Genomic DNA, 23,607 nt, shown 5'->3' with positions numbered 1-23,607 from the left:
CACATGCTTCCCCAGATGGCCTGTTCGTCCCCATGATTGCGTTCGACGGGCACAAGCTCGAGACGCCGCTGGCTGTTCGCGCGATGGACGAGACCGGGATGCTGCTGCGCGACGCCAAGGGTCGTCCCAAAGCGCGGCGACGCGACATCGACGGCAAGACCGTGCTGGGCGTGATCATCCGGCCCGAGTTCCTCGACGGCCTGTTGCAATCCCATGCAACCCGATGAGATCCCATGCTGACGCGCCGATACGAAATGCCATGGCGCCCGGCCTACGAGGCCTGGGCAGCGCTGGGATGGCTGCTCTGCAGCGCCTACTTTGCAGTCGCTGGAGTCTGGATGGGGTTGCCACGAGCTGCAGCGTTGCCCGCTGCGCTGATCTGCTTTCTGTTCGCTGTCGTGCGGGGATCGCAGGCGATCCGGATCGTGACCCTGCGTGCATCGCTGGGTGGGCGAAGCATTCAGGTCTTGGCTACCCGCGAAGTAGCGCGCTGGTGCGAGCGGCCCGACCAGGTGTTTCTGGGATTCGGTTTCGACTGGCGACCGGTCCACTCGCAGCGGCTGTACGAACTGGCCAAGATCGACATCCGGCAGTTTGCCCTGTCGCCACGCTGGCTGCCGTGGCTTGGCTACACCGCCGCACCGCAGCCGGATTCCGAGATCGGCTTGGCGCATATCCACGGCGTCGAGCCACAGGAGGGGCCGCTGCATCGGCCGCTGCAGAATTTCGAAGGCGGGACCCTGCTGGTGGGAACCACACAGTCCGGCAAAGGCGTTGCGCTTGCCAACCTGATTTCTCAAGCCGTGCGTCGTGGCGACGTGGTGATCGTCATCGATCCCAAGAACAGCCGGCGACTCAAGCACGTCGTTCAGCGCGCCTGCGAGGACTGGCGTCCCGCCGAGACCTTCCTTGAATTCCATCCGGCGTTTCCGGAGACCGGCGTGCGCCTGGACTTCGCCTTCAACTGGCAGAAGCCCACCGAGATCGCGTCGCGCATTCAGTCGATCATGCCGCCCGACACCGCCGGCGCCTTCTCCGCCTTCGGGTGGGATGCGGTGAACGTGGTCGTTCAGGGACTGATCGAACTCGACGAGCGGCCGAACCTGATCAAGCTGACCAAATACATCGAGGGCGGCATTGAACCCGTGCTGGAGGCCTGCCTGGCCCGCTACTTTGAAAGGACACTCGGCACGGGATGGTCCGAGCATCCGGAGATGAAGCGGCTCTTGTTCGAAGCGGGCCGCAGCCACTCACCTCGACCCTCGGCTGCGGCGAGCAAGGAATTGCTCGCCTATGTGGGCTTCTACGAGCAACGCGTCCCGCAGCGTCAGCGCGACAAGATCATCGACGCACAGGTCAGAACGTTCCGCCACAACCGCGAGCACTACCAGAAGATCACGGCGAACCTCTTGCCCGTGTTGTCGATGCTCACATCGGGGGATCTCGGCCGAAGTCTTTCGCCGGACCCGTTCGACATCCGAGACCAGCGGCCGATCATGAACTTCGAGAAGATCGAGCGTGCGGGGCACGTCTTGTACATGTGCCTGGACGCTCTCCCCGACCCCTCGGTCGCAACCGCCATCGGAGCATTGGCATTGGCCGACCTCGCCGCGCGTGCAGGCATGCGATACAACCTGGGCGGCTATCGCCGTATCGCACTGTTCGTCGACGAGGTCTCCAACGTGATCAACCAGCCGCTCATCGAGATCCTGAACAAGGGGGCCGAGGGCGGCATCTACACCACGTGCGCCATGCAGACCTTGTCCGACCTGGCCAAGCGTCTGGGCAGTGAGCATGCTGCCCGAATGGCGCTGGGCAACCTCAACAACCTGATTGCCTTGCGCTCAAAGGACCGTCCGACACAGGATTTCGTGGTCGAAGCGTTCGGCAAGACCGCCATCCACAACCTCAGAGTCGGTCTGTCGAGCGGCTCTGATTCGCACCTGGGCGATTTCTCGGCCAGTCATTCGACGCAGCTGACAGAAAGTTTCGAGGAAGTGATCCCGGCCGATGTTCTTGGAAAACTTCCCAATCTTCAGTATTTCGCCTCGGTCTCCGGCGGTCGATTGATCAAAGGCCGATTTCCGATCCTCGACCCCGACGATGCGGCAACTGATGGCGGAACGGCAGCCAGCTCCAAGATCCCGAAACCGCAGGTCGCATGATCCGCATCGTCATCATCTGTTCACTCGCGCTGACCTTGTCGCTGGCGCTCTACCTGCCATCGCGTTATCCAGCGGAGCGATTTCTTCACCATCTGCGGACGGAACATCGATTCGACACGGAATACTGGGGGGAACCCGTCGGGCTTCGCATCATCGATCGGGTCGCCACCGTGCTGGAGGTTGCGACCGTGAATGGCACCCCCACAGACAACGCCGCCTTCGCCGGGAAACCTACCGGAGTTGCCATGACCGAGGCCAGCCAGAGGCTGATCGGAAGTTCTTACTTCAGGTCGCTCGAGGCACTGTTCGCGCTGGCCACGTACCGAACCTTCTCGTTGCTCGAGTGGTTGCCCTGGCTCGTTCCACTCGGACTGGCGCTGGTTCTTGACGGCGCCGCCGCTCGCACGATCCGGTCCAAGGAATTCGTTCAGCACGATCCGGAGTTCTTCGCCTTGTTCATCTGCACCGCGGCGATCCTCGCCGCTGCGCTGCTGGCCGGGCTGCTCGTTCCCGTGACGCTCGACCCGCTGGTGGCGCCAGCTGTCATCGTCGCCTTGCTGGCGGCTCTTAGCCGCGCGCTGGCCAGCTTTCATCGCAGTGGATAGGGCCACGACGCGTCTGGGCGGAACCCACCGCTACAGCTGCGCATCCCGGACCATAGGCGCCAGCTTCCGACTCAACCTGCCACCATTTGCGTTCAATCCCGCCGCTGAATTCGGCTGATGTCCCCCACCACCATGGCGCATCCGCATCGGGGCAGGCACAGAAACCGGCACGTGTGAAAGCACGGAACGCTGTCAGGTCAATTGGAAAAGCGGCAGCTCGAGGCTCGAACCTCGCTGAGCCGGACTCCGACCCACACTTGACTTCTTCTTGTGGTGGTCGACCCCGACAGAGCCGATATTCCTCTAGCCCTCGTTTTGCGCGAGTTCATGGCGGATCTCGGACAGTGTGTTCCGGCAGGACGCTGTTTCGACCGCGTTCGTTTGCACAAGACCAGCGCAGACGACGCCGCTTTCCAGAGGGCCTATGCGCGACCACGCTGCCAGGTCGCCGGGTCAAGTGCGTATTTCAGCCCATCGTGGACGGCATTTCAGGCTGAACGTGGACGGCATTTCAGCGTGATCGTGGACGGCGTTTCAGACTGATCGTGGACGCTGTTTCAGCGTGATCGTGGACGATGGGGGTAGCGCGCAAGTGATTTTCTGACCCGGCGTCAAGCTCACCGCTTTTTGCGGACGAGTCGATGCCAACCAACAGAATCACGATGCGACGAATCCGAGAGACGTTGCGCCTGCACCTGCAGGCCAAGTTGAGCTACAGCGAGGTTGCCGGCGCGCTGAAGATCTCCAAGAGCGGGGTGGGCAAATACGTTTCGCTGGCCCGCGCGGCCGGCGTTGATTGGGAATGCGTCCAGACCTTGGACGACGAGGCGCTGGAGGCTCGGCTGTTTCGACCACCGGTGCCGCGATCGAGCTACCACCTGGCGCCGGATTTCGCGCTCGTCCACCAGGAACTCAAGCGCGCCGGCGTCACCTTGATGTTGCTGTGGGAGGAGTACACCCGGGACAACCCGCTGGCCTACAAGTACACGAGCTTCTGCATCAAGTACCGCGAGTTCGCGCGCCGCCAGCAACGCTCGATGCGCCAGATCCACATCGCCGGCGAGAAGCTGTTTGTCGACTACGCCGGCAGCACGGTGCCGATCATTGACGCCGCCACCGGCGAGATCACCCAGGCGCAGATCTTCGTGGCCACGCTGGGCGCGTCGAACTACACCTTCGCCTGCGCCACGGCGCGCCAGACCATGGCCGACTGGATCGGCGCGCAGGTCCTGGCACTCGAATTCATCGGCGGCGTGCCGCGCCTGATCGTGCCTGATCAAACCCGCGCGTTGATCAAGACCCCCGACCGCTACGACCCCGAACCGAACCGGACGTACGAGGAATTTGCTCAACATTACGGCTGCGCGGTATTGGCTGCGCGCCCGGCGCACCCGCGCGACAAGCCGAAGGTCGAGGGCTCGGTGCTGCTGGTGCAGCGCTGGATTCTGGCCCGTCTGCGCAACCGCCGGTTCTTCAGCCTGGGTGAGCTCAACGGGGCAATAGCCGAGCTGCTCGTCGATCTGAACCAGCGAGCCTTCAAGAAGCTGCCCGGCTGTCGGCGCAGCGCCTTCGAGGCGCTGGACGTCCCGGCGCTGCAACCCTGCCGCCCACCCGCTACGCGATCGGCCGCTGGAAGGCGGCCAAGGTCAACATCGACTACCACGTCGAGTTCGATGCCCACTACTACAGCGTGCCGCACCGGCTGGTGGGCGCCAGGCTCGACGTGCGCGTTACCGGCAGCCTGCTGGAGTGCTTCGCATCGAATCGGCGCGTTGCCTGCCACGCTGTAAGCGCCGTTCGCGGCGGCTTCACCACCGTGGCCGAGCACATGCCGGCGTCGCACCGCGCGCACCGGGAGTGGTCGCCAACCAAGCTGATCGCCTGGGGTGAACGCATTGGCGTCAGCACCGCCGCGGTGGTGACCTGGCAGATCGAACGCCGGCCGCATCCCGAGCAGGGCTACCGCGCCTGCCTGGGCCTGCTGGCGCTGGTGCGCCGGTATTCGGCCGAGCGGCTGGAGGCCGCCTGCACGCGCGCGATGGCGATCCGCGCACCGCACCTGCGCAGCGTCACCAACATCCTCAAGTGCGGGCTCGATCGCCAGCCCTCGCTGTTCCCCGCTGCCGACAACCCCGCCATCGAACACGAGAACGTGCGCGGTCCCGATTACTACCACTGACATCCCCCACCATCGAAGAAGGAAGACCACCCATGTTGAACGAACACACCCTGGACCAATTGCGCAGCCTGCGCCTGGACGGCATGGTCCACGCCATCGAGGAGCAGGCCACCACCACGGCGGCAGCGGCGCTCGGCTTCGACGAGCGGCTGACGCTGCTGGTGCAGCGCGAGATCGCCTGGCGCGACGACCGGCGCGTCGCCCGGCTGCTCAAGGCGGCCCGGCTCAAGGTCAGCTCGGCGTGCATCGAGGACATCAACTGGCGGGCCAGTCGGTCGCTGGATCGTGGGCTGATTGCCGCGCTGGCCGGTGGCGACTGGCTGCGCAATGCGCGCAATCTGCTGATCACCGGCGCCACGGGCAGTGGCAAGACCTGGTTGGCGTGTGCCTTGGCACATCAGGCCGCGCGCAGCGGCTTCTCGGTGCTCTACGTTCGCGCGGCCCGGCTGTTCGACGAACTGCAGGTCGCGCACGGCGACGGCAGCTTCGCACGGCGGCTGATACAGCTGGCCAGGCTCGACCTGCTGGTCATCGACGATTTCGCGATCTCCCCGATGGGTGCACCCGAGCGCAACGATCTGCTGGAACTGCTCGACGACCGCATCGGCACGCGTTCGACGCTGATCACCAGCCAGTTGCCGATCAAGGCCTGGCACACCTACCTCAACGACCCAACGCTGGCCGATGCCATCCTCGACCGGGTCGTCCATTCAAGCCACAAGATCGAGCTCAAGGGCACCCGATCGCTGCGCGACAACGACGGCGCGGCGCAGTCATGAAGCGCCGCCACGAACCACATCCACGATCCGGATCGCGCATGGGAGCGAACATGGGTACATGCCCGCTCGGGGGGCGCCTCCGGCGGCCTGGCAGGGGCCTCGAAATCGAAAATCAAATCAACCCGAAACCGCCCACTCAAACGACTCTGCCGGTGCCCGTTTCAGGCTGATCGTGGACGATTGAGCTACATTCAGACCCAGTGCTTGCGCGCTTCACCAGCTCATCCAAACGGCGCCGATCTGCCGTCCACGATCAGCCTGAAACAGCCGTCCGCGATCGCTGAAATACGCAGTCAAGCGCCAAGTGCTCGCGGAAGGTATGGCGGTGCTGCCCCCGGAAGCAGGTCCAGGCGATGGCCAGGTCACACGCCGGATCGCCAACGCAGAGCTGCCCAAAGTCGATGCCCGCAGCGAGCTTGCCGTTGTTGACGAGCAGGTTTCCCGGAGCGATGTCGCCGTGCACCCACACCGGCGGATCACTCCACGGAGCGGCAAGAGCGGCTTCCCACGCCGCCAACGCGGCAGGGCCGTCGAGCTGCTTGCCCAAAACACGGACGGCCTCGCGCAGTTGCCTGTCGTAGACGTCAAGCGCCGCGCCGCGGTGAAAGTTGTCTGGTCCTGGCTCGGGACCCTCCTCCGCAGCGATCGCGCGAAACGCATTCAGGAAAAGTGCCAGGTCCTCCGCGAACAGAGCGGGTTCGAGCGGCGGCGTGCTGGCTGCAGTGGTGCCTTCAAGCCAGCGATAGACGGACCAAGCCAGCGGATAGCCGTGTCCTGGTCGGCCAAGGGCGAGCGGCTCGGGAATCGGAAGCAGGACGTGAGACCGAAGGTATGGCAACCATCGGTGCTCACGGCAAATCTGCTGCTCGTACGCTTTTGCGCGGCAGGCGGATCACCATCTCGCTGCCGAGGCGGAAGCTGCGGTTGTCCCACCCGGACTCCGCGACAGCATGTATTGGCAACTCGGCCCACGCCTACAAGTGCTCGAACCAGGGACTCGTCAATCTGGATAGAGTGCGCCATGAGTGAGTGGGCGTGTGGTTCTTCGCGCTGAACGTGCGCATCAACAACGATATGTTCCGCGGACTGGGGCAGGATAAGCGGTATCCCGGCCGGTCGTCGGATCCCGATGCGCCCTCACATTGACAGAGTAAGGAAGTTTCCTTACTATGCAGGCATCGTTAACAGGAATGCCACCATGCCCGAAATCCACGAAGTCGCGACGCTGACCTCCAAGGGGCAGATCACGCTGCCCAAGTCCATCCGGCAGGTCCTGGGCGTGGACACCGGCGGCAAGGTGGCATTCGACCTGCGCGGCGGCGAGGTCGTCGTGACCCGTGCCGATGTCGAGCATGAAGACCCCGCGATTGGCGCATTCCTGGCCCTTCTGGCTTGTGACATCGAGGCTGGTCGAAACATTCGCGATCTGCCGGAAGATCTGGTTCGCACGATGCTCGCGCATGCAGGCCACAAGGTTGCACTGGGCGACGACTTCGATGAGGACGTGGAAATCTGATGCAGCAGCAGGGCTGGACGCTGCTGTTTCACGACAACCTGATCGATCAGTTGATGAAGCTGCGCGCGGCGGTGCTGCGCGCGCAGGAGAACGACCCGGACGGCTTCGCATCCAACGCCAACGTCAAGTTCTTCCGGGCCTTGGTCCAGTTGATACAGGACGTGGTGCCGGGCGATCCCGCGCGTGACGAATACCGGCAGGGCAACACCATGGGGCCGGCGTACCGCCACTGGCGGCGGGCGAAGGTCGGTCGGCGGTATCGGCTGTTCTTCCGGTACGACTCGAAGGCGAAGGTCATCGTGTATGCCTGGGTCAACGACGAGCAGACCTTGCGATCGGCGGGCAGCAAGTCCGACCCCTATGCCGTGTTCGAGAAGATGCTGGGACGGGGCAACCCGCCGGACGATTGGGCGGGGCTGGTGGCAGCGAGCAGCGCCGATTGGCAGGACAAAGACAAGGGCTGACGAGCCACTTGCCTTCGGTTTCAGCGCGATTCGATGTTGCACAGGGGCGAGCCGGCACCAGAAGTCCACGACGAACGGTGCGAAGAGCACCCAGCTCACCGCGACCAGAGCATTTAGCTCGTCGGTGCCGAAGACCCGCACCAGCGGGATGCAGTCGATCAGTGCCATCTGGAGGTCGGCAAACCCAACCCGGGCCGCGCGACGATTGCCTTGCAAATCCCTCTCGAATCTCGCAACGATCCACACTCAACGTGCGCATCGACAACGACATGTTCGACGGACTGGGTCAGGATCAGGGGTAGTCGAATGGATTCCTGGTCAGCATGGTGTCACCCAACCTTGGTCGACTGTGAGGATGACCCTTCACCCTTGCTCGCGCCGCCAGTGCGTTCCCGCAGGCATCTTCGCGCCCGTCCTCCCGTCTTCAGATCAACTCCTCGACCAGTTCGACGATCGTCGGCTTGCGCCGGGGGAACAGATCCCTGACGGTTCGACGATCCATCCCGAGAAGCAGGGCCACCTGTTCGTCGTCCGCACGACGGTCGTACAACTGGTCCACCAAGGTCCGCCGCACTGCCAATGGACTGGCTCCCTGGAGTTCCGAGTTCCGAAAGATCTTCCGGTAGGTCTCCAGGATGGCCTTGCACAGAAACCGTCGCTGTCCAACCTGTCCGTAGGAGACGATTTCGAATGGCTGACCCGTGTTCGACAGGAACAATCGACTCCGAGGATCCAGACCACGGTATTCCAAACCCGTTCCCACGCCCCAGCCCATCGAGGCCCGTTCGCACAGGTATTCGTCGATCGCCGTGGTCAATTTTCCGCTGGCGAAGTACAGCGGTCGTGGCCGACCATTGATCGTGACTTCAGACCTGAACGTCGACGCCTTGCGCACCGACCCATCGGCCTGCAGGTAGTCCGCCACCTCGAGTCGAGCGACTTCCAGCGGCCTCGCCCCGGTGGCAAACAGGATGTAGAACATGGCCACATCCCGCCGCCCGCACACGCTGCGGTGGCGAATGCGAAGCGCAGCTCGCACCATGTCGGCTTCGGGGATCACCTGAGGCGGACCGTCCTCCTCGGCTTGCTGCGGATCGAACGCCTGCAGCGCCTGCGCCACGGCAATCCCCTCCCGACGGATTCGCTTCGCCGACATGAGGCTGCGGTGCTCCCCTGACACACTGATTTTGCTGGCGAGTCGCTGTGCAATCCGCTTGACTCTGCGCTCCACGGTGCTGCGAGCGAACCCGAAGTCGGCCGCCACAGCCTCATAGGATCGGCCTTCGATCACGGCCAGCAGCATCGCCACGGATTGACCGTGCGAGTGCTCGTCGAACGTCGGCAAACTCCCCACGCCCGCTCCTCCTCCAACCGAGGTCGCGAGTGGGGCGCCTGGGGCGCTGAATTCCGTCGTATTGCCCATCTCATTCCATTCGGACACAAAGCCTGGCGGTTCCAGGATCGACCTGCTGGTCGATGCCCCTGCCCCGCAGGACAACCCATGTGCATCGGCTCAGCAATGGCGGTGCGCCTGGCGCAGAGCTGGCCAGCGCCGACGCTCACATCGCCTGATGCGCTTCACCAGACCGCCGACGGACCACCGATGCCCGCCCACATTCATGAATCGGCCGGGACATCACATGGCCTCCCCTCCCTTCATGTCCCCACCATGCAGGTCATGGTGTTGGGCCTCGAAAACGCGGCCGCCGTAATGACACCGTCACCCGCAGCCTCCACCTCGCCCACGATCTCCTGAATGGCGGTGCCGATGATCCTGCGGTCCTCGACGCATCGCTTTGTCGCGATCATCTGTTCACACAGCGTCGCCTTGGATCGGCCGAAATATCGCGCCACGGCGGACGCGGAGCACAGCCGGTGGTGGACCGCCAGACACGCCACCAGCGCACGGACCCGTGCGCTGTCGGTCCCATGCCCGCCGCGGATGTCGCCTTCCTCATGAAGTCCGAGTTGCGTCAGAACCCACCGTTCAAGGATCTGCAGCGCGCCCGGCAGCCCGTCTCCGCCGGCGGCCACCAACTGCGCGGCCGCTTCGCTGCCCACACCGCGCAACTTGGTGGCGCGTTCCCCAGGGCCCCGTTTCAACGGCGCCAGCCGGCTCACCAGTTCCCATCGGCCGACCTCCCGCGCGCTGGGACGCCGCTTGAGCGACCTGCGCAGTGCCGCTCGCGACTGTGGCACCGTGCCGCCGTACAGGCCCAGCAGCGGGCGACAGTCGTAGCCTTCACCGGCCACGATCCCGAGCGCCACACGCAGCGAGGAGTGAAGCGCATGCATCGGCGATCGACAAAGCTGGCAAAGCACCGGACGCCAGGCAATCATGCGAATCTGCGTGCGCACTTCCGTGTCGCAGGTGAAGGTGTGCGCCGCAACCCGGCTCGCAAAAACAGGCCCGCCAGCCGGGTCGCGCTGGCGCAACCAACGGGAGATCACCACGCTGAACGGCCGCACCAGGGTCCACGGACCTTCGCCGGATGGCAACCTTGCCAGGATATGGATTTCTGCCGGAGCGAGCAGAAAGGTGATCAGCGTGCGTCCCGGCTCGTGATGGGCCGCCACGATCTGCTGCCGAATGCGCAGGGCGAGCGCCCTGTCCGCGACGAAATCGTGAGCGCCGGCAGCCTGCCAGCACATGTGCCAGAACGCGGAATCATCCATGGGTCATCCTCATACGAGTGGCGTCTGTCCGCTAAGACGGAAGAGCCCTGCAAAGCACCTCACCCGACCCGGACGACGCTCGCTTTCGTTCGGTCCTCGCCCGAAGCGCCAGCGGACGCCTTGCAAAGGCCTTCGCGAATAAGCATCGGAAATCGATTCGGAATGCGCGAGGCCGGAGCGTTCAGCGGCTTCATCGTCAAATCGCGGGCGGCGCGCACTGCGCCGGGCATTCGAAGAGCATCACAGGAATGTGAGCAGCATCTCCGCGCGGAGTCACACGCTGCGCCAATGCGACGAGGAGATCATTCCAAGAGATCCGGCCAGCTTTTGAAGACGACCCCGTCAGCGCAGGTCGCGCCGCGCCGCGCTGCCGAGCACCTCGGCGACGATCTGCTGCACCGGCGTCTCCAGCAGCAGTGCTTCGTGCGGCCGCGCGCGGCAGGCAACCATCTGTTCGCTGAGCGTCGACTTCGCGCGACCAAAGTGGCGTGCCACCACCGCTGCAGCACAAAGTTGATGATCCACCGCCAGACAGGCCACCAGGGCGCGCATCCGGACGCCCGTTCGTCTGACGGGACCCGGCCTGAGGACGGACCCCCCTACCTCCTCACCGAGCCGCCCCTTGGCCCAGGACTCCAGCAGTGACAGGGCACCTTGAATCCCGCCGCCGCTCTCTGCAATGAGCCTGGCGGCCGCATCGCCCTGGATGCCACGGGCACGGGCCGCAAGACGCACCATGCAGGCGTCCGCCGAGGACAGTCCGCGGGTGAGTTCCCAGTGATCCATCTGCTGCGGCGTCGGCCGGCGGGCCACCCACTTCCTCAGCGACTCCCGCGCATGGGAGACCGGCGACCCGAACACCTCAAGCAACGGGCGTGCGTCGAAGCCCAGCGGACCGCTGATGCCGAGCGCGACGCGAAGGGCGCCATGGACGTGGTGCGATGGCGCACGGCAGTGTCCCGACAGCACCGGCCGCCACGCGAACATGCGCATGTCGATGCGCAGGTCTTCCTCAGATTCGACCCAGTGGGCGAGGTATCTGCCACGAAGCGCCGGCCCCAGGATCGGGCCGTCGCGGCGCATGCGCCGCGCGACGATCGAGCCGATCTCGCGCGACAGCCCCTCAGGTCCGTCGACCGCAGTGAGCCGGGAAAGCGTGTGGATCTCACACGGAAGCAGGATGAAGTCGATGAGGACGCGATCCCGTCGCCGATGCGCATCGAGCAGTCGCTCGCGGATCCACGACGAAAGCGCCGGCTGTGCCAGGAAGCTGTGACCATAAGCGGCCTGCCAACACAGGTGCCAGGTCAGGCGATCGCTCATACCCCTCCCCCAGGTGCCACCGACTAACGCCATTGACGGATCAGGACGGGCGGCCACCTCACGCGGTCATAAGCACGATCGAACACGTTCGGCAGCGCTTGCGATTGGTTGACTAATCCACTCAGGAAACCAACCGAACGAATGCAGCGCCGTCGAGTCGAGGCCGCATGGGCGGAAATTATCAACGCCCAGCAGGGGCTGTTCAGGCTGCGTCCAACCGAACATAAAACGGCATCGCCGCGACTCATTGCGCACGTGCAAGCACCGGCCTACCGTGGCTGTGCCCGAGGCATGGTGCCGAGGGCAATCCCGCAATCAACTGGAGATCATCATGGACCAACAGGAAGAAGACATCGTTGTCGATCTGGGCGACGCGAAGGAAGTGACCAAGGGCGTGCAGCTGGCCGTCAACGAGGAGCTGATCGACGCGCTGCCACGGCTCTACGACTGAGCCACCACCCCGAGGGGCTGCAATCGCCCCTCGGTCCCGCACGGGCAACCTCCGGCAATGGGTCGGAGGTTGCTTCCAACTGCAGTTGCCGGCCCGCACCATGCAAGCAGAACCGATATCCCAAGGGCTGTGGCTTGCGCCGCACGTCGAGGCCTGCGCCCTGGATGGGCAAGTCATCCTGCTGGATCTGCTTCGAAACCGCTACATGGCCGTTCCGGAAAACGCCGCCCTGTCCTTCGAAATCGGCGGCTGGCCGCCCTGCGGCTCGCCGAAGTCCTCGAAGACCATCGACAGCTGGCGCATTGCCCGCACGCTCCAGCAGCAAGGCATTCTGGTCGCCGGCCACGTTCCCGTCCGGCCACCGAGGAACCTCCCCGAGCCCAAGCGCAATGTCGACGTCGATTCGAACACCCGGCAAGGTGGCGGCGTGATCGGTGCGGTCCGACTGGTTTCCTCGACAACCGCTGCAGCCCTGTGGCTGCGCCATCGCAACCTCGCGGCCATCGCCACCAGCATCATCTCCTCGCGACGCCGCCAGTGCGCCGCTCACGGTTCTTTGATGGATGTCGATCGGCTTTCGGCGACCTATTTGAGGTTGCGGCCCCTGGTGTTCACGAGCAAGGACCAATGTCTCCTCGATTCCCTGGCGCTGCTTCGCTTCCTGGCCCACTGGCAGATCGCCGCCACCTGGGTCATCGGCGTCAAGACCCGCCCGTTCGCTGCCCACTCGTGGCTTCAATCCGATGCCACAGTGCTGAACGACTACTGCGACCGGGTACGCCAGTACCGTCCGATCCTGATCGTCTGACGGGCGGCAAGCGTCATGTTCCGCTACCTCTGTCTGGCGTGGGACGCTCTCGACACGTCAAGGACCCTGAGGGCTCAGCACCTCGGCCGCGCCGTCCAGTCCAGATCCGGTTGGCGCTGCGTGCTCCGTCAGCCAGGTCTTCAAGTGTTCGTGGTCGGTGACAAGCCCGGAACCAACGAGACCTATCACCTGCACAAGGACGAGGGCCTGATCGTCGGGAAGCTGTTTCGACGCAGCGGGTCGCTGCAGATTCCCCGCACCCTCGAAATCAGTGGCAACGAGGCTGTCGAGATTCTCCGCCGGCAAGGCATGCCTTTGATCGATCGCTACTGGGGGCGCTATGTCGCGATATGGAGAGGCGGCCCCGATGGTGTCGTGAGCGTGCTTCGCGATCCCAGCGGCACACTCCCCTGCCATTTCCTCCAGCATGAAGGGGTCTGGATCATCTTCTCCTGGATGGAAGACGTGATGGAGCTGCTTCCCACGCCCCATCAACCAAAGCCCGATGTGGAAGGCGTTCGGGCATTCCTGCTGCTCGGCGCCCTGTCCGGCGGCAGAACCGCGCTGAGCGACGTCGGGCAGGTGCTCCCCGGCGAGCGGCTGGACATCCGGCGAAACACGGTCTGCCGGCAGCCGCTGTGGAGCGCCATCGACTTCGCGGCATCTGCCTCGACGCTGCGAGGCGCAGAAGCAGCGGACGCCCTGCGCGACACCGTCCAGCGCTGTGTCCGGCAATGGGCGACGGCGTACGACAGGATCGTGCTGCGCCTGTCCGGCGGCGTGGACTCCTCCATCCTGGCCAGCTGTCTCGCCGAGCGCGACACCGAAGTCGACGTCCTGTGCCTCAACTACCACTCGACCGATCCTGGCGCGGACGAACGCCGCTACGCGAGACTGGCGGCACGGATGGCACAGCGTCCGCTGAGAGAGGTCAAGGCAGAGGTCGGCATCCGGCTCGAGAGGCTGCTGCACCTCCCCCGGACACCGGCACCCCGGTCGCATGTCGGCGCGCTGAGCATGACCCGGATCGACGCCGCCGTGGCCGCGGAATTCGGCGCATCGGCCATGTACAGTGGGGTGGGCGGAGACCTGCTCTTCTTCGAGCTCCACCGGTGGTGGCCGGCCGCCGACTACTTGCGGATCCGCGGCATGGACCGTGGCTTCCCCGCCGCAACCCTGGACGCTGCCCAGCTCGGCAGCGTCTCCGTCTGGTATGCCTTGGCCATGGCCATGCGGGAACGCCTGAGGCCGACGCGCGCCATCGTGGAGCCTGGCCTCGGCCATACGCTCCTGGCGCCGGATGCGATGGCCTTCCCGGACCGGTCAGCCGCGTTTCAGCATCCGGCCTTCCATAGCCCCACCCGTCTGCCGATAGGCAAGCTGCAGCAGTTGCAGCAACTGATGTATCCGGTCGACTACTACGAGCCGCTCGCCTTCGAGACCGCGCCCGAGCCCGTTCGTCCACTGCTTTCCCAGCCCCTGCTGGAGCTGGCGCTGAAGATCCCCACCTATGTGCTGACCGAAGGCGGTCGCGGACGAGCGCTTGCACGCAGCGCCTTCTCAGCAGTGCTTCCGCCAGAGATCGCAAGTCGACGCACCAAGGGCTCGACGGGCCAGTCGGTCAAGGACATCCTGGTCGAGAACCTGGACTTCGCCCGCAGTCTGCTCGCGGACGGTGAACTGGTGCGGCTCGGCCTGGTCGATCGCAAACGCACACTCGAAGCGCTGTCCAACGGGCCGAAGGCACTGGCAACGCCGTTCGGAGAAGTCAACGCACTGATCAGTGTGGAGGCCTGGTTGCGCTGCTGGTCGCAACCGACGAGTCGTCCCGCGAAACACGAAGCCGTCATCGAATGACGCTGATCACGACCGTCATGGACGGCATCCGCTTGCTCTGCCAGGAAGCGGATCGCCCGACCTGTTGGAGACTGGCGGCCACCACACTCGCGATCACCGCGGCGAGTGCGCTCTCGGCTGCCGCGCCGCTGGCACTGAAGCACCTGATTGACGCGCTGGCCACACCCGGCCTTCGCAGCGACCTCGCTGCGGCCCTCGTCGCTGGCGCGCTGTATGCGCTCGCGCTCACCGCCTCACGCATCCTGGCCGAGATCAGGCCATGGCTGACGGGCGCGATCGAGCAGAAACTGTCCGCTGGCGTTCGCCTGCGTTGCTTTGCACACCTGATGCGGCTGCCGTTGGCATTCCATCTTCAGCAGCGCTCGGGCTCCCTGATGCAGACCATCAATCAGGCCACCGTCGGAACGCGCATGCTGATGATGGCCACCGTGGGCGCCATCCTGCCGGTCCTGATCGAAATCGCCTTCATCATCGTCATCCTGGGTCAGCTCACCCAACCGGCGCTGGTCGGCTGCATCCTGCTGAGTTCGCTGGTCTATGTCGGCTTGTTCGCGCACGAGGCGTCCCTTCTGAGCAGGCGCTCGGGCGCTGTCGTACAGGCCACCGTGCGCACCCACGGCGTGCTGGCCGATTACCTCTGCAACGTCGAGGCGATCAAGTGCAACAACGCCGCCGGCCTCGCCAGCCGGCAGCTGGCGGATGCAACCGTGGCGGAGAGAAGCCTGTGGTCGATGCTCCATCGTCAACGTGCACGAATGGGCGTTTCCACCGCCCTCGTTTTCGGGATGGCGGTGGCGGCCTGCCTGTTCCTTTCGGGGCAGGCTGTCGCCGCCGGTACCCTCACCCTCGGCGGCTTCGTCCTGGCGAATGTCTACATCCTGCAGATCATTCGACCCCTGGAGGCCCTGGGGGCGGGCGTTCGCGATCTCGTACAGGCGGCCGAGTGGATCAGACCGATCCTGAAGATTCTGCAAACCCCGCCCGAAGGGCCGCGGCAGTGGAACGAGCGCCTCTGCCCGGCATCTGTGGCCACCGACCCCATGCCGCTCGCCAACAGCGCGCCGGGCGGCAAGCAGGCTCCTTCACTCAGGGCCCGAGGACTGACATTCGCCCACCAGTCTGACCGCAAGGTGCTCGAAGCCATCGACTTCGACATCGGGCCTGGCCGAACGCTGGCCATCGTGGGGGCCAGTGGATCCGGCAAATCCAGCCTGATCCGGCTCATCCTTCGCCTGCACGAGCCTCAAGCGGGGCACATCCTGCTTGACGGCACGCCGATCGACACCCTGGCGCCCGACCAGCTTCGGGGGATGATCGCCTTCGTCCCGCAGGACACCTTGCTCCTGCACGACACGATCGCCGCGAACATCGCGCTCGGGGTGGCGGACGCGCCGCCAGGGGACATCCTGCACGCTGCAACCCTGGCGGGGCTGGGCGAGCTGATTGAGTCCCTGCCAGAGGGCAGCGACACCCTCGTCGGAGAACGTGGCCTGAGGTTGTCGGGCGGCGAGCGCCAGCGGGTGGCGATTGCCCGTGCCGTGCTGAGGGGGTCGCGTTTGTTGCTGTTCGACGAGGCCACCTCCATGCTTGACAGCGCGACCGAGGAGACCGTGATGCGCAACATCAGGCAAGCCTCGGACGGTTGCACGACCGTCATCGTGGCCCATCGCCTGTCGACGGTGGCGCATGCCGACGAGATCATCGTGCTCGACCGCGGTGTCGTCGTCGAACGCGGACGGCATGGCGAGTTGCTGGCCGCCAATGGCCACTATGCCCGGGTATGGGCGATCCAGAATGCGCCACCAAAGCTTGCCCAGGAGTCTGGGCGGCAGACACTTCGAAGTTCGACGAATGTCGGCGACTCAGCAGGCCTGAAGGCGTGAGCAGTTGGCGGGAGGCAACAGGGCGTGATGGAGGCGTAGTTTGGCCTTCGAGTTTCGTGAGGGTCCGCCAAGATCATACGAACGGGCGCTATCCATACTCCGCGTGAAGCTGGTCAAGCCCGCATTTCTGGCACAGGCAGCGCTTGTATGCAGGAAAGAAGAAGCATGCGGATGTCGGTGCGTGGACTTACCCGGACTCGATCCAGTGCGAGAGGTATCCGCCACGCAGCGTCGGTCCCAGGATCGGGCCGTCGCGGCGCACTCGCCGCGAAACGATCGAGCCGATCTCATTCGGAGGCCCCTCGTGTCCGGTGGCAGCCGTGAGCCGGGAAAGCGTGTGGATCTCGCAGGGAAGCAGGACGAAGTCGATGAGCACGCCATCCCGTCGCCGATGCGCATCGAGCAGTCGCTCGCGGATCCACGCCGAAAGCGCCGGCTGTGCCAGGAAGCTGTGTCCATAAGCGGCCTGCCAACACAGGTGCCAGGTCAGGCAATCGCTCATACCCCTCCCGCAGGTGCCACTGACTACCGCGATTGACGGATCAGGGCACACGCCCACCTCACACCATCAGAAGCACGATCGAACACGTTCGGTGGCACGTGCGATTGGTTGACTGATCCACTCGGGAAACCAACCGAACGAATGCAGCGCCGTCGAGCCAATGCCGCATGGGTGGAAATGATCACGACCCAGCAGGGTCTGTTCAGGCTGCGTCCAACCGAACATAAAACGGCATCGCCGCGATGCATTGCGCCGGTGCAACCACAGGCCTACCGTGTCTGTGCCCCAGGCGTGGTGCCGAGGGCAGTCCTGCAATCAACTGGAGAACATCATGGACCAACTGGAAGAAGACATCATCGTCGATCTGGGCGACGCGAAGGAAGTGACAAAGGGCTTCCTGCTGGGCTTCAACGAGGAACTGATCGACGCGATGCCACGGTCCTACGAATAAGCAGTCGGCATGCCTGAGGGGCTGCAGTCGCCCCTCGGCCCAGCACTGAGCAACCTCTGGCAACGGACCGGAGGTTGCCTTCCGCCGGAATTTGGCGGCGCACACCATGCAAGCAGAGCTGACGTCCCAGAACAAGAACGTGGCGGGGTTCCGTCACTTCAGCACGCGCAGCCTGCACTGGGTGCAAGCCGAATAGACCCTTCTGCATGGCGCTGAATCTGCGGCGGATGGCGACGATGCAGGCAGTTTGAAGGGCCTGCGATCGCAAAAAAGCCACACCCGAAGCCCCAGTGACGTCGCCATCACGCCCTGTTGCAGCGTCCGAGGAGCCCGCAAAAGCTGCGCACAGCTTCAGGCCAGCTGAGTCGCCGACGTTCTCCGAGCATTGAAGTTTCTGCCCGCCCAGGCCTTTAGCCGCGCCGCGGTGGCGTCGCGCTGCACCGCGCCTTGGCGTCATCCAGTCGCTTCAGTTCTGCCATCTCGCGCCAGCGGACATACTGCCGGCGCAGGCTCTGCGCCGTCTCGGAGCGCAGGATTACCTGCGACCGCTCCTCGCCCCTCAGCCAGAAGGCGTACCAGTCCACGTTCCCCTGCAGAGAAATCATCCGGTCGTATGGATGCCCGAGCGCATGCGCGCCACCCGGGAATACAACCTTCTCCACCGCCTTCTGCTGGCGACGCAGCAGACCGTAGGTGTCCCAGTGGATCTTGGAAGACGGTCCGTAGTTCTCGATGCGCACCGCTGCACGAATGCAGTCGGTGTGCAATGAGGGATCGCGGGCCACCCAGTTCGCGAGGCCATCGCCGTACGGCATCCCGGCGTTGGTCGCCTCGAATCGGCGGTAGACGTAGTCGCTGTGTCCGGTGGTCACGATCAGCGCCCACAGGCTGTTCGAGTCGCCGTCCAGGATGCTGGCGGCGCGGACCGGCAGGTCGTAGAACGTCAGCATGTTCTGTACATGCTCTCCCCAGACACTCCAGCCGATGATGCCAATCCGCTGCGGATCGGCGATGCCCGCGGCGACCAGTGCATCGATGGCCGATCGGGCCATGGCCGCCGCCTTGTCGTGACGCATCGGCAGGCTCCGGGGCTCGTCAGGCTCTCGCAGCAAGTGCGGCAAGGCGAGCACGAGGATGCCCTGGCGCAGGAACGCCCTGCCGGCGTAGCCACTGCTCCATCCGCCATCCACCAAGTTGGAACCGTCCAGATAGAAATGCGAGGGGTCGAACCCGTAGGTCTGCAGCACCATCGGGTAACGGCGGGTGGGCTCGTAGTTGGCCGGAACCATCAAGCCGCCGCTGTAGCGCTTGCCACTCGCGTCTTGCCAAGAGTAGGCGCGCATCGTTCCCCAGGTCGACGGTGCGTAGTGGGGATTCAACGTGGTCAGCCGGACCCGGCGCCCCCCGGGGCCGACGGCCACGACGTCCGGCGGCTGGTTGAGCGCCTGCTCGACGCGCAGCTTCCAGCCCGCCGATGCCAGGTGGCCTTCCTGGTCGCTGTCGGGCTTCGCCGATTCAGGTGAAGCGGCCCGGGTCCATCCGCCCGTCCGATCGCGCACGAAGCTCAGGCGCTTTCCGCCTTCCATCTGCACCGCGAAGCCCTTGCCGTCGGCCGACGGACGCAGCATCTCCAGCCGGCCATCGAGCGCCGCAATGTCGGCGTATCGCCCGCTATCGGGCCAGTACTCGATGACATGGGCGGCCGTGCTCACGGGCGAGGCAGTCCCGGGTAACGGAGGGAGGTGAGTTCCGGCGACGATCACCGACGTGCCGCCGCCTTGCCACAAGGTGTCCACCCGGGAGGGGTCAGCAGGCGTTGCGTCGTCCGGCGCATCGACCACCAGCCGCTCGGTCGCATCACTGAGCCGGTAGGCCACGTTGCGTCGCGCCAGCCACTGCCTCGGGCGCACGAAATAGCCCTTCGGGTCGATGTTCAGGGCCGGCCCGACCTTCTGGGCGGTTTCTCCCATCAGCGGGTATGCCGCCGCCCATTCCAGATGCCGGCTTTCTTCGTAGCGCGGGATCAATGCCCATCGTCCATCGGGTGACACGCTGATGTTCGGCATGAACGGTGCAGCGATTCCCGCAACCACCCCGCCGAGGCGCCTGCCGGGACCGGCCGCGCCCGCGTCGATGACGGCGTACTGGTACTGATGCCGCTGCGACGGCAGGTTGGTCTGGCCGAAGTTGACGCTGAAGAACGAGCGGTTCTCGACGACCAGGCTGCGCTCGCCCGGCGCCATCGGCGGATTCGGCACCTGAATCGCGTAGACCAACCGGCTCTGGTCGGCCGCAATCCCGAACGACACCACGCCGTGAGGTTCGAAGGTCCGCTGGGTGAGCTTGAGGGTGTTCACATCAAGCGTGTAGACCTGAAACGGCGACTCCGCCAGGCGAGCCCGGAATGCCAGGGTGTCGTCATCGAGCCATCGGGCGCTCTGCAGGTACGGAACCGAGCGGTTGTTGTCGTTGGTCGTTTCGAACTTCAGCAGGCTCCTCGGCGCCGCAGGCCGATCGAGCGCCAGGTGATCCGGGGCCACATCCAGCAGAAGGATCTCGTAGACATTGCTGCCGCGCTCGACCGAGGCCTTTCGGGTCACGACGAATGCGCGCAGGCGGTTGGGAGCCAGGTTGAGCTGGGTCTCGGTATAGGGCGAGATCCCTTGCGGCACCAGCTTCGTGAACTCGACGACCTCCTGCACGCTCGGCCCGACACCGGCGGGCGGCGTCGATTCGGCCCGCGAGCCGCCTGGCGGCGACATCATGAGGAGGATCACCGGGATCAGCAGTGAGGCCAGTCGTGCGCAGGCGCGCGCGTCGAACCATGTCGAATGCATAAGGAGGTTCCAGAATTTGCGGCCGCGTTCGGCCGATCGTTGAGCAGGGCCACGTGCAGTGGCGACGGTCCCGCCATGGCGGCGGAGCGGATCTGGCAGGCGCTGGGCTACCAGTCCACGGACAGGCGAACGCTGGCGGTGCGGCCGCGCCAATCGGCCTGAGTCTGATCGAAGTAGGGCGAGGCCTCCGCGAACTCGGGCAGCCGGTTCGCGATGTTGACCACGCCGAATGACAGCGCCGCCGATGTCGCCGACCCCAGCGATGCCCCGAGCTTCTTCAGGTCGATTCGTCCGGACAGATCGAAGATCATCGAGTTGCCCAGCTTGCGCTGGCTGGTGCCGGCGTCCTTGTAGGACCCGACGTATCGGCCGGCGATCCCCAGGCTCCAGCCCTGAGCCGCGAAACTTCCGAACACCCGGCCCTTCCACTTGGGAGCCCAGTAGTCCAGGTGCCTGCGCCCGAGTCGACTGTCGACCGCCGAAGTTGGGGTCAACTTGACGTCGTATTGAGTGACCCGCGTGGCGCTGGCACCCAGCGTCCAGGTGCCGACCGGGGACCGCCAGCTGTGATGGCCCTCCAGGTCCACACCACTCGACTCGAGGTAGCCCAGGTTGGACTCGGCGAAGGTGAGCCTGACCAATCGCCCCGGCACGCCATTCACCGTCGGCTCGCGCACGACCACGCCTGGAAGCTGCGCCTCGTTGGCCAGGATGACCTGGGGCAGCAGCAAGGTGATCATGCGGTCCGCCCGGATGCGCCAGGCCGTTGCACCGAAACGGATGCCGTTCTGCGGCTCCCAGTTCACCCCCAGCGCAAAGGCCTTGCCGCGTTCGGGCTGAAGCGATGGGTTCGTTGTCCGGACCACCTCGCCCGTGCTGATCGTTTCGTTGTTCCTTGCCGGATCGACCAAGCCATACGCCTGGGCAGGAAGCGCCGCTTCCGGCACCAGGGCATTGTCCAGGGTGGGCGGCTTGAACGACGTGGCGGCGGAGGCGCGCACAAGCCAGGCATTCGTGGGGCGCACTTCGAGGCCGGCCTGGTAGGTGCCGGCACTGCCGACCTGGGCGTAGTGATCCGACCGCGCCGCGACGGTCAGGGCAGCCAGCTCGCCGCTGCGCCCCCCCGCGGCAACCCGCCGAAGCAAGGGTGCACGCATCTCTGCGTACACGGCCCGCGACGAACGGCTTCCCTCGATGCGCGGGCTGCCAAGGGTCTGGGATTCGTAGTGGTCACGAGCCATCTCCGCACCAATGACCGCGTCGAGCGATCCGGCCGGCAGGCTGGCCACGGGTCCGCGGACGAACGTCGTCAGCAGATCCTTGCGGCCTTCGGACTGGCGGACAAGGTCTCCCCAGATGGATCGCAACACCTCGTCGCTCGCAGCCCTGCCGCCGGTGAACGGGTTGAGCGCCGTCGCCGCATTGGTCGATGCGAGGGCGGCGGTGCGCGCCGCCGCGTTGACGCTGAGGTTCCGGCTGCGCTGCTCGCTCTTGTCACGCGAACTCGACACCGTGGCTTCCAGATCCCAGTCACCGGGAAGCTCACCCTTCACGCCCCCGAGCATCCGCGTGTAGCGGGTCGGCCGCGCCGCGCCGGTGCTGCCGTTCTCGAGCCCCAGTGTGGAGGTAACCCGCACCGGCACCCCGAACGGGTTGTAGGGGTTGCCGGCCGGGACCAGGACGTTGTTCAGCTTCATGCCGGCAAAGTTCGTTTCGACCCGGTCTTCGGCGGCGGTGAACTCCCCGAACGCCGTCCACGCCTTGCCGATCCGGTGCTCCGCAGCCGCATGCAGACCCAGGGTCTCGCTGCCATGGACCAGCGCATTGCCATTGCCGTTCATCGCGTCGCTGCAGCGGTTCGGTTGTCCCGCCGTCCCGGCGAAACTCGCGATCGTCAACGGCTGCCCACCGGCAGCATTGGCCGGAATTCCGGCCGTCGTCGCGTTCAGCCCTGGAAGGTTGGCCGAGGTCGCACTGCTGACCGTTCCCGGCGCGCAGTTCATGGTGCGTGCATCAACCCCGCCGAAACGCCGATAGTCGGTATCGAGGAAGAAGGCGCGCTCCGACATGTTGAGCGGCGTGGCCTTGCTGTAGGACCCCAGCAGCATCACGGACCCGGCGTCGCCGTGCTTGCCGGCCGCGAACGACACGCTGCCATCGCCGAAGCCGCTGCCGCCGCCCAGGCGCGTGTCGAGCGAGAAGCCGTCGAGCGAGTTCTTCAGGATGATGTTGACCACGCCGGCCAACGCATCGCCGCCGTAGATCGCCGACGACCCCACGGGCACCACCTCGATGCGCTCGATCGCGCCAATCGGGATGAGGTTCAGGTTGAAGTAGCTCGCGAAAGAGGACCCGACGGCCTGCAGTTTGCGGCCGTTGAGCAGCACCGCCGTCGAGCCCAGCGGCAATCCGCGCAACTGCACGGTCCCTAGTCCAGCGGTTCCGCTGTGCGTGCCCTCCCCTGAGCCCATCGACACCTCGTTGAGCGTGCCCAGGAACTTCGCGATCGAAGGCTGACCGCTGTTTTCGATGTCTTCCTTCCGGTAGACGGTGACCGGCATGGGACCCTCGACGTCGATGCGCTTCAAGCGCGAACCAGTGACCTCGACGCGTCCCAATTTCTGCGGAGCCTGCCGGGACGGCGCGTCAGCCGAAACATCAGCTTCGCTTCGCGACGGGGCAGTCGGCCCCGTCGACGAAGCCGGTTGTTCTCCAGCGTCACCGCCCTGCCCCGCGACGCTGCTTGCCTCCGAAGTCCGGACCACGATGCCCCCGCCGGGCACCGTGACAACCACCAGTCCGGAGCCGTCGACCGCACGGGTCACTGCCTGGTCCACGGACATCTGACCGGAGAGGGCCGGCGCCATCCGGCCATGAACGACCGTCGGATCGAACGCCACCGAGGTACCGGTCTGCCGTTCGATGGACCGCAGGGCAACAACCAACTGCTGTGCAGGCTGCGCAAACGCGTACCGGCGGGGCGCGACCGGATCGGCGCTCCAGACAAGGGCATGTGCCGTGAGCAGACTCAGCGAGGTGACCACACGGATGGCTGCGGATCCGTGCCTGCAGACGGGTTTTGTGATGCGGGGCATCTCGCTCTTCCTCTCG

Annotated in this window: 17 protein-coding genes and 3 pseudogenes; 12 read left to right on the top strand and 8 right to left on the bottom strand. The window is 65.3% G+C overall.

The window, feature by feature from the left end:
• Positions 1 to 32 precede the first annotated feature (32 nt).
• From ACNH6H_RS18140 to istB, 5 genes and pseudogenes are all read left to right on the top strand, one after another.
• Positions 33 to 227 carry a hypothetical protein gene (locus tag ACNH6H_RS18140; protein WP_418319647.1) on the top strand — a complete coding sequence of 65 codons (195 nt, stop codon included), beginning with the start codon at positions 33 to 35 and terminating at the stop codon, positions 225 to 227.
• 6 nt (positions 228 to 233) lie between these two features.
• Positions 234 to 2,165: a conjugative transfer system coupling protein TraD gene (gene traD, locus ACNH6H_RS18135; protein ID WP_418319645.1), complete on the top strand. Its 1,932-nt coding sequence runs from the start codon at positions 234 to 236 to the stop codon at positions 2,163 to 2,165.
• Positions 2,162 to 2,770 (top strand): DUF4400 domain-containing protein, encoded by a 609-nt coding sequence (locus ACNH6H_RS18130; RefSeq protein ID WP_418319644.1) that lies wholly within the window; start codon positions 2,162 to 2,164, stop codon positions 2,768 to 2,770. Before traD ends, ACNH6H_RS18130 begins: the two co-directional genes overlap by 4 nt.
• A gap of 641 nt (positions 2,771 to 3,411) precedes the next feature.
• Positions 3,412 to 4,949 (top strand): annotated as a pseudogene (gene istA / locus ACNH6H_RS18125) (IS21 family transposase).
• Between the two features lie 32 nt (positions 4,950 to 4,981).
• Positions 4,982 to 5,728 carry an IS21-like element helper ATPase IstB gene (gene istB / locus ACNH6H_RS18120; protein ID WP_418319643.1) on the top strand — a complete coding sequence of 249 codons (747 nt, stop codon included), beginning with the start codon at positions 4,982 to 4,984 and terminating at the stop codon, positions 5,726 to 5,728.
• 253 nt (positions 5,729 to 5,981) lie between these two features.
• On the opposite strand, the pseudogene ACNH6H_RS18115 reads toward istB, so the two are convergent.
• Positions 5,982 to 6,590, bottom strand: a pseudogene (locus tag ACNH6H_RS18115) (aminoglycoside phosphotransferase family protein); the annotation flags it as partial.
• A gap of 336 nt (positions 6,591 to 6,926) precedes the next feature.
• Between ACNH6H_RS18115 and ACNH6H_RS18110 the strand changes: the two are divergent.
• Positions 6,927 to 7,244, top strand: coding sequence for a type II toxin-antitoxin system PrlF family antitoxin (locus ACNH6H_RS18110; protein WP_418319641.1), 318 nt, complete (start codon positions 6,927 to 6,929; stop codon positions 7,242 to 7,244).
• Positions 7,244 to 7,708, top strand: coding sequence for a type II toxin-antitoxin system YhaV family toxin (locus ACNH6H_RS18105; RefSeq protein ID WP_418319639.1), 465 nt, complete (start codon positions 7,244 to 7,246; stop codon positions 7,706 to 7,708). The genes ACNH6H_RS18110 and ACNH6H_RS18105 overlap by 1 nt, the downstream gene beginning before the upstream one ends.
• A 45-nt stretch (positions 7,709 to 7,753) precedes the next feature.
• On the opposite strand, the pseudogene ACNH6H_RS18100 reads toward ACNH6H_RS18105, so the two are convergent.
• The 4 genes and pseudogenes from ACNH6H_RS18100 to ACNH6H_RS18085 form a co-directional block, all read right to left on the bottom strand.
• Positions 7,754 to 7,882 (bottom strand): annotated as a pseudogene (locus ACNH6H_RS18100) (conjugal transfer protein TraG); the annotation flags it as partial.
• 250 nt (positions 7,883 to 8,132) lie between these two features.
• A complete protein-coding gene (locus tag ACNH6H_RS18095; protein ID WP_418319637.1) occupies positions 8,133 to 9,131 on the bottom strand; it encodes a site-specific integrase in 999 nt (332 codons plus the stop codon).
• Between the two features lie 233 nt (positions 9,132 to 9,364).
• Positions 9,365 to 10,384 (bottom strand): hypothetical protein, encoded by a 1,020-nt coding sequence (locus ACNH6H_RS18090; protein ID WP_418319635.1) that lies wholly within the window; start codon positions 10,382 to 10,384, stop codon positions 9,365 to 9,367.
• A gap of 342 nt (positions 10,385 to 10,726) precedes the next feature.
• Entirely contained in the window at positions 10,727 to 11,707 is a 981-nt protein-coding gene (locus ACNH6H_RS18085; protein ID WP_418319633.1) for a hypothetical protein, read from the bottom strand.
• A gap of 331 nt (positions 11,708 to 12,038) precedes the next feature.
• Between ACNH6H_RS18085 and ACNH6H_RS18080 the strand changes: the two genes are divergently transcribed.
• The 4 genes from ACNH6H_RS18080 (at position 12,039) to ACNH6H_RS18065 (ending at position 16,706) form a co-directional block, all read left to right on the top strand.
• On the top strand, positions 12,039 to 12,158 hold the full coding sequence (locus ACNH6H_RS18080) for a rubrivinodin family lasso peptide (protein ID WP_418319631.1): 120 nt from the start codon (positions 12,039 to 12,041) through the stop codon (positions 12,156 to 12,158).
• 100 nt (positions 12,159 to 12,258) lie between these two features.
• Entirely contained in the window at positions 12,259 to 12,966 is a 708-nt protein-coding gene (locus tag ACNH6H_RS18075) for a lasso peptide biosynthesis B2 protein (RefSeq protein ID WP_418319630.1), read from the top strand.
• A 15-nt stretch (positions 12,967 to 12,981) separates the two neighbouring features.
• Positions 12,982 to 14,823, top strand: a complete 1,842-nt coding sequence (locus ACNH6H_RS18070; protein WP_418319628.1) for an asparagine synthase-related protein — start codon at positions 12,982 to 12,984, stop codon at positions 14,821 to 14,823.
• Positions 14,820 to 16,706, top strand: coding sequence for an ATP-binding cassette domain-containing protein (locus ACNH6H_RS18065; protein ID WP_418319626.1), 1,887 nt, complete (start codon positions 14,820 to 14,822; stop codon positions 16,704 to 16,706). Before ACNH6H_RS18070 ends, ACNH6H_RS18065 begins: the two co-directional genes overlap by 4 nt.
• Positions 16,707 to 16,893: 187 nt before the next feature.
• On the opposite strand, the gene ACNH6H_RS18060 is transcribed toward ACNH6H_RS18065, so the two are convergent.
• Positions 16,894 to 17,208, bottom strand: coding sequence for a hypothetical protein (locus ACNH6H_RS18060; RefSeq protein ID WP_418319625.1), 315 nt, complete (start codon positions 17,206 to 17,208; stop codon positions 16,894 to 16,896).
• Between the two features lie 331 nt (positions 17,209 to 17,539).
• Between ACNH6H_RS18060 and ACNH6H_RS18055 the strand changes: the two genes are divergently transcribed.
• Positions 17,540 to 17,659, top strand: a complete 120-nt coding sequence (locus ACNH6H_RS18055) for a rubrivinodin family lasso peptide (RefSeq protein ID WP_418319624.1) — start codon at positions 17,540 to 17,542, stop codon at positions 17,657 to 17,659.
• A 410-nt stretch (positions 17,660 to 18,069) separates the two neighbouring features.
• On the opposite strand, the gene ACNH6H_RS18050 is transcribed toward ACNH6H_RS18055, so the two are convergent.
• Both ACNH6H_RS18050 and ACNH6H_RS18045 read right to left on the bottom strand, forming a co-directional pair.
• Positions 18,070 to 20,496 carry a hypothetical protein gene (locus ACNH6H_RS18050; RefSeq protein ID WP_418319622.1) on the bottom strand — a complete coding sequence of 809 codons (2,427 nt, stop codon included), beginning with the start codon at positions 20,494 to 20,496 and terminating at the stop codon, positions 18,070 to 18,072.
• 107 nt (positions 20,497 to 20,603) lie between these two features.
• The gene (locus ACNH6H_RS18045; protein ID WP_418319621.1) at positions 20,604 to 23,591 is read right to left on the bottom strand and encodes a TonB-dependent receptor domain-containing protein; all 2,988 of its coding nucleotides are present in this window, start codon (positions 23,589 to 23,591) and stop codon (positions 20,604 to 20,606) included.
• Positions 23,592 to 23,607 lie beyond the last annotated feature (16 nt).

Origin of the sequence: Pseudideonella sakaiensis, from assembly GCF_048320135.1 — a bacterium.
GTDB lineage: Bacteria > Pseudomonadota > Gammaproteobacteria > Burkholderiales > Burkholderiaceae_C > Ideonella_A > Ideonella_A sakaiensis_A.
This window is presented reverse-complemented; position numbering and strand designations above follow the sequence as displayed.

Coding starts and splice junctions, on each gene's coding strand:
- ACNH6H_RS18140 (WP_418319647.1), top strand. CDS start 33: ATGATTGCGTTCGACGGGCACAAGCTCGAGACGCCGCTGGCTGTTCGC.
- traD (WP_418319645.1), top strand. CDS start 234: ATGCTGACGCGCCGATACGAAATGCCATGGCGCCCGGCCTACGAGGCC.
- ACNH6H_RS18130 (WP_418319644.1), top strand. CDS start 2,162: ATGATCCGCATCGTCATCATCTGTTCACTCGCGCTGACCTTGTCGCTG.
- istB (WP_418319643.1), top strand. CDS start 4,982: ATGTTGAACGAACACACCCTGGACCAATTGCGCAGCCTGCGCCTGGAC.
- ACNH6H_RS18110 (WP_418319641.1), top strand. CDS start 6,927: ATGCCCGAAATCCACGAAGTCGCGACGCTGACCTCCAAGGGGCAGATC.
- ACNH6H_RS18105 (WP_418319639.1), top strand. CDS start 7,244: ATGCAGCAGCAGGGCTGGACGCTGCTGTTTCACGACAACCTGATCGAT.
- ACNH6H_RS18095 (WP_418319637.1), bottom strand. CDS start 9,131: ATGGGCAATACGACGGAATTCAGCGCCCCAGGCGCCCCACTCGCGACC.
- ACNH6H_RS18090 (WP_418319635.1), bottom strand. CDS start 10,384: ATGGATGATTCCGCGTTCTGGCACATGTGCTGGCAGGCTGCCGGCGCT.
- ACNH6H_RS18085 (WP_418319633.1), bottom strand. CDS start 11,707: ATGAGCGATCGCCTGACCTGGCACCTGTGTTGGCAGGCCGCTTATGGT.
- ACNH6H_RS18080 (WP_418319631.1), top strand. CDS start 12,039: ATGGACCAACAGGAAGAAGACATCGTTGTCGATCTGGGCGACGCGAAG.
- ACNH6H_RS18075 (WP_418319630.1), top strand. CDS start 12,259: ATGCAAGCAGAACCGATATCCCAAGGGCTGTGGCTTGCGCCGCACGTC.
- ACNH6H_RS18070 (WP_418319628.1), top strand. CDS start 12,982: ATGTTCCGCTACCTCTGTCTGGCGTGGGACGCTCTCGACACGTCAAGG.
- ACNH6H_RS18065 (WP_418319626.1), top strand. CDS start 14,820: ATGACGCTGATCACGACCGTCATGGACGGCATCCGCTTGCTCTGCCAG.
- ACNH6H_RS18060 (WP_418319625.1), bottom strand. CDS start 17,208: ATGAGCGATTGCCTGACCTGGCACCTGTGTTGGCAGGCCGCTTATGGA.
- ACNH6H_RS18055 (WP_418319624.1), top strand. CDS start 17,540: ATGGACCAACTGGAAGAAGACATCATCGTCGATCTGGGCGACGCGAAG.
- ACNH6H_RS18050 (WP_418319622.1), bottom strand. CDS start 20,496: ATGCATTCGACATGGTTCGACGCGCGCGCCTGCGCACGACTGGCCTCA.
- ACNH6H_RS18045 (WP_418319621.1), bottom strand. CDS start 23,591: ATGCCCCGCATCACAAAACCCGTCTGCAGGCACGGATCCGCAGCCATC.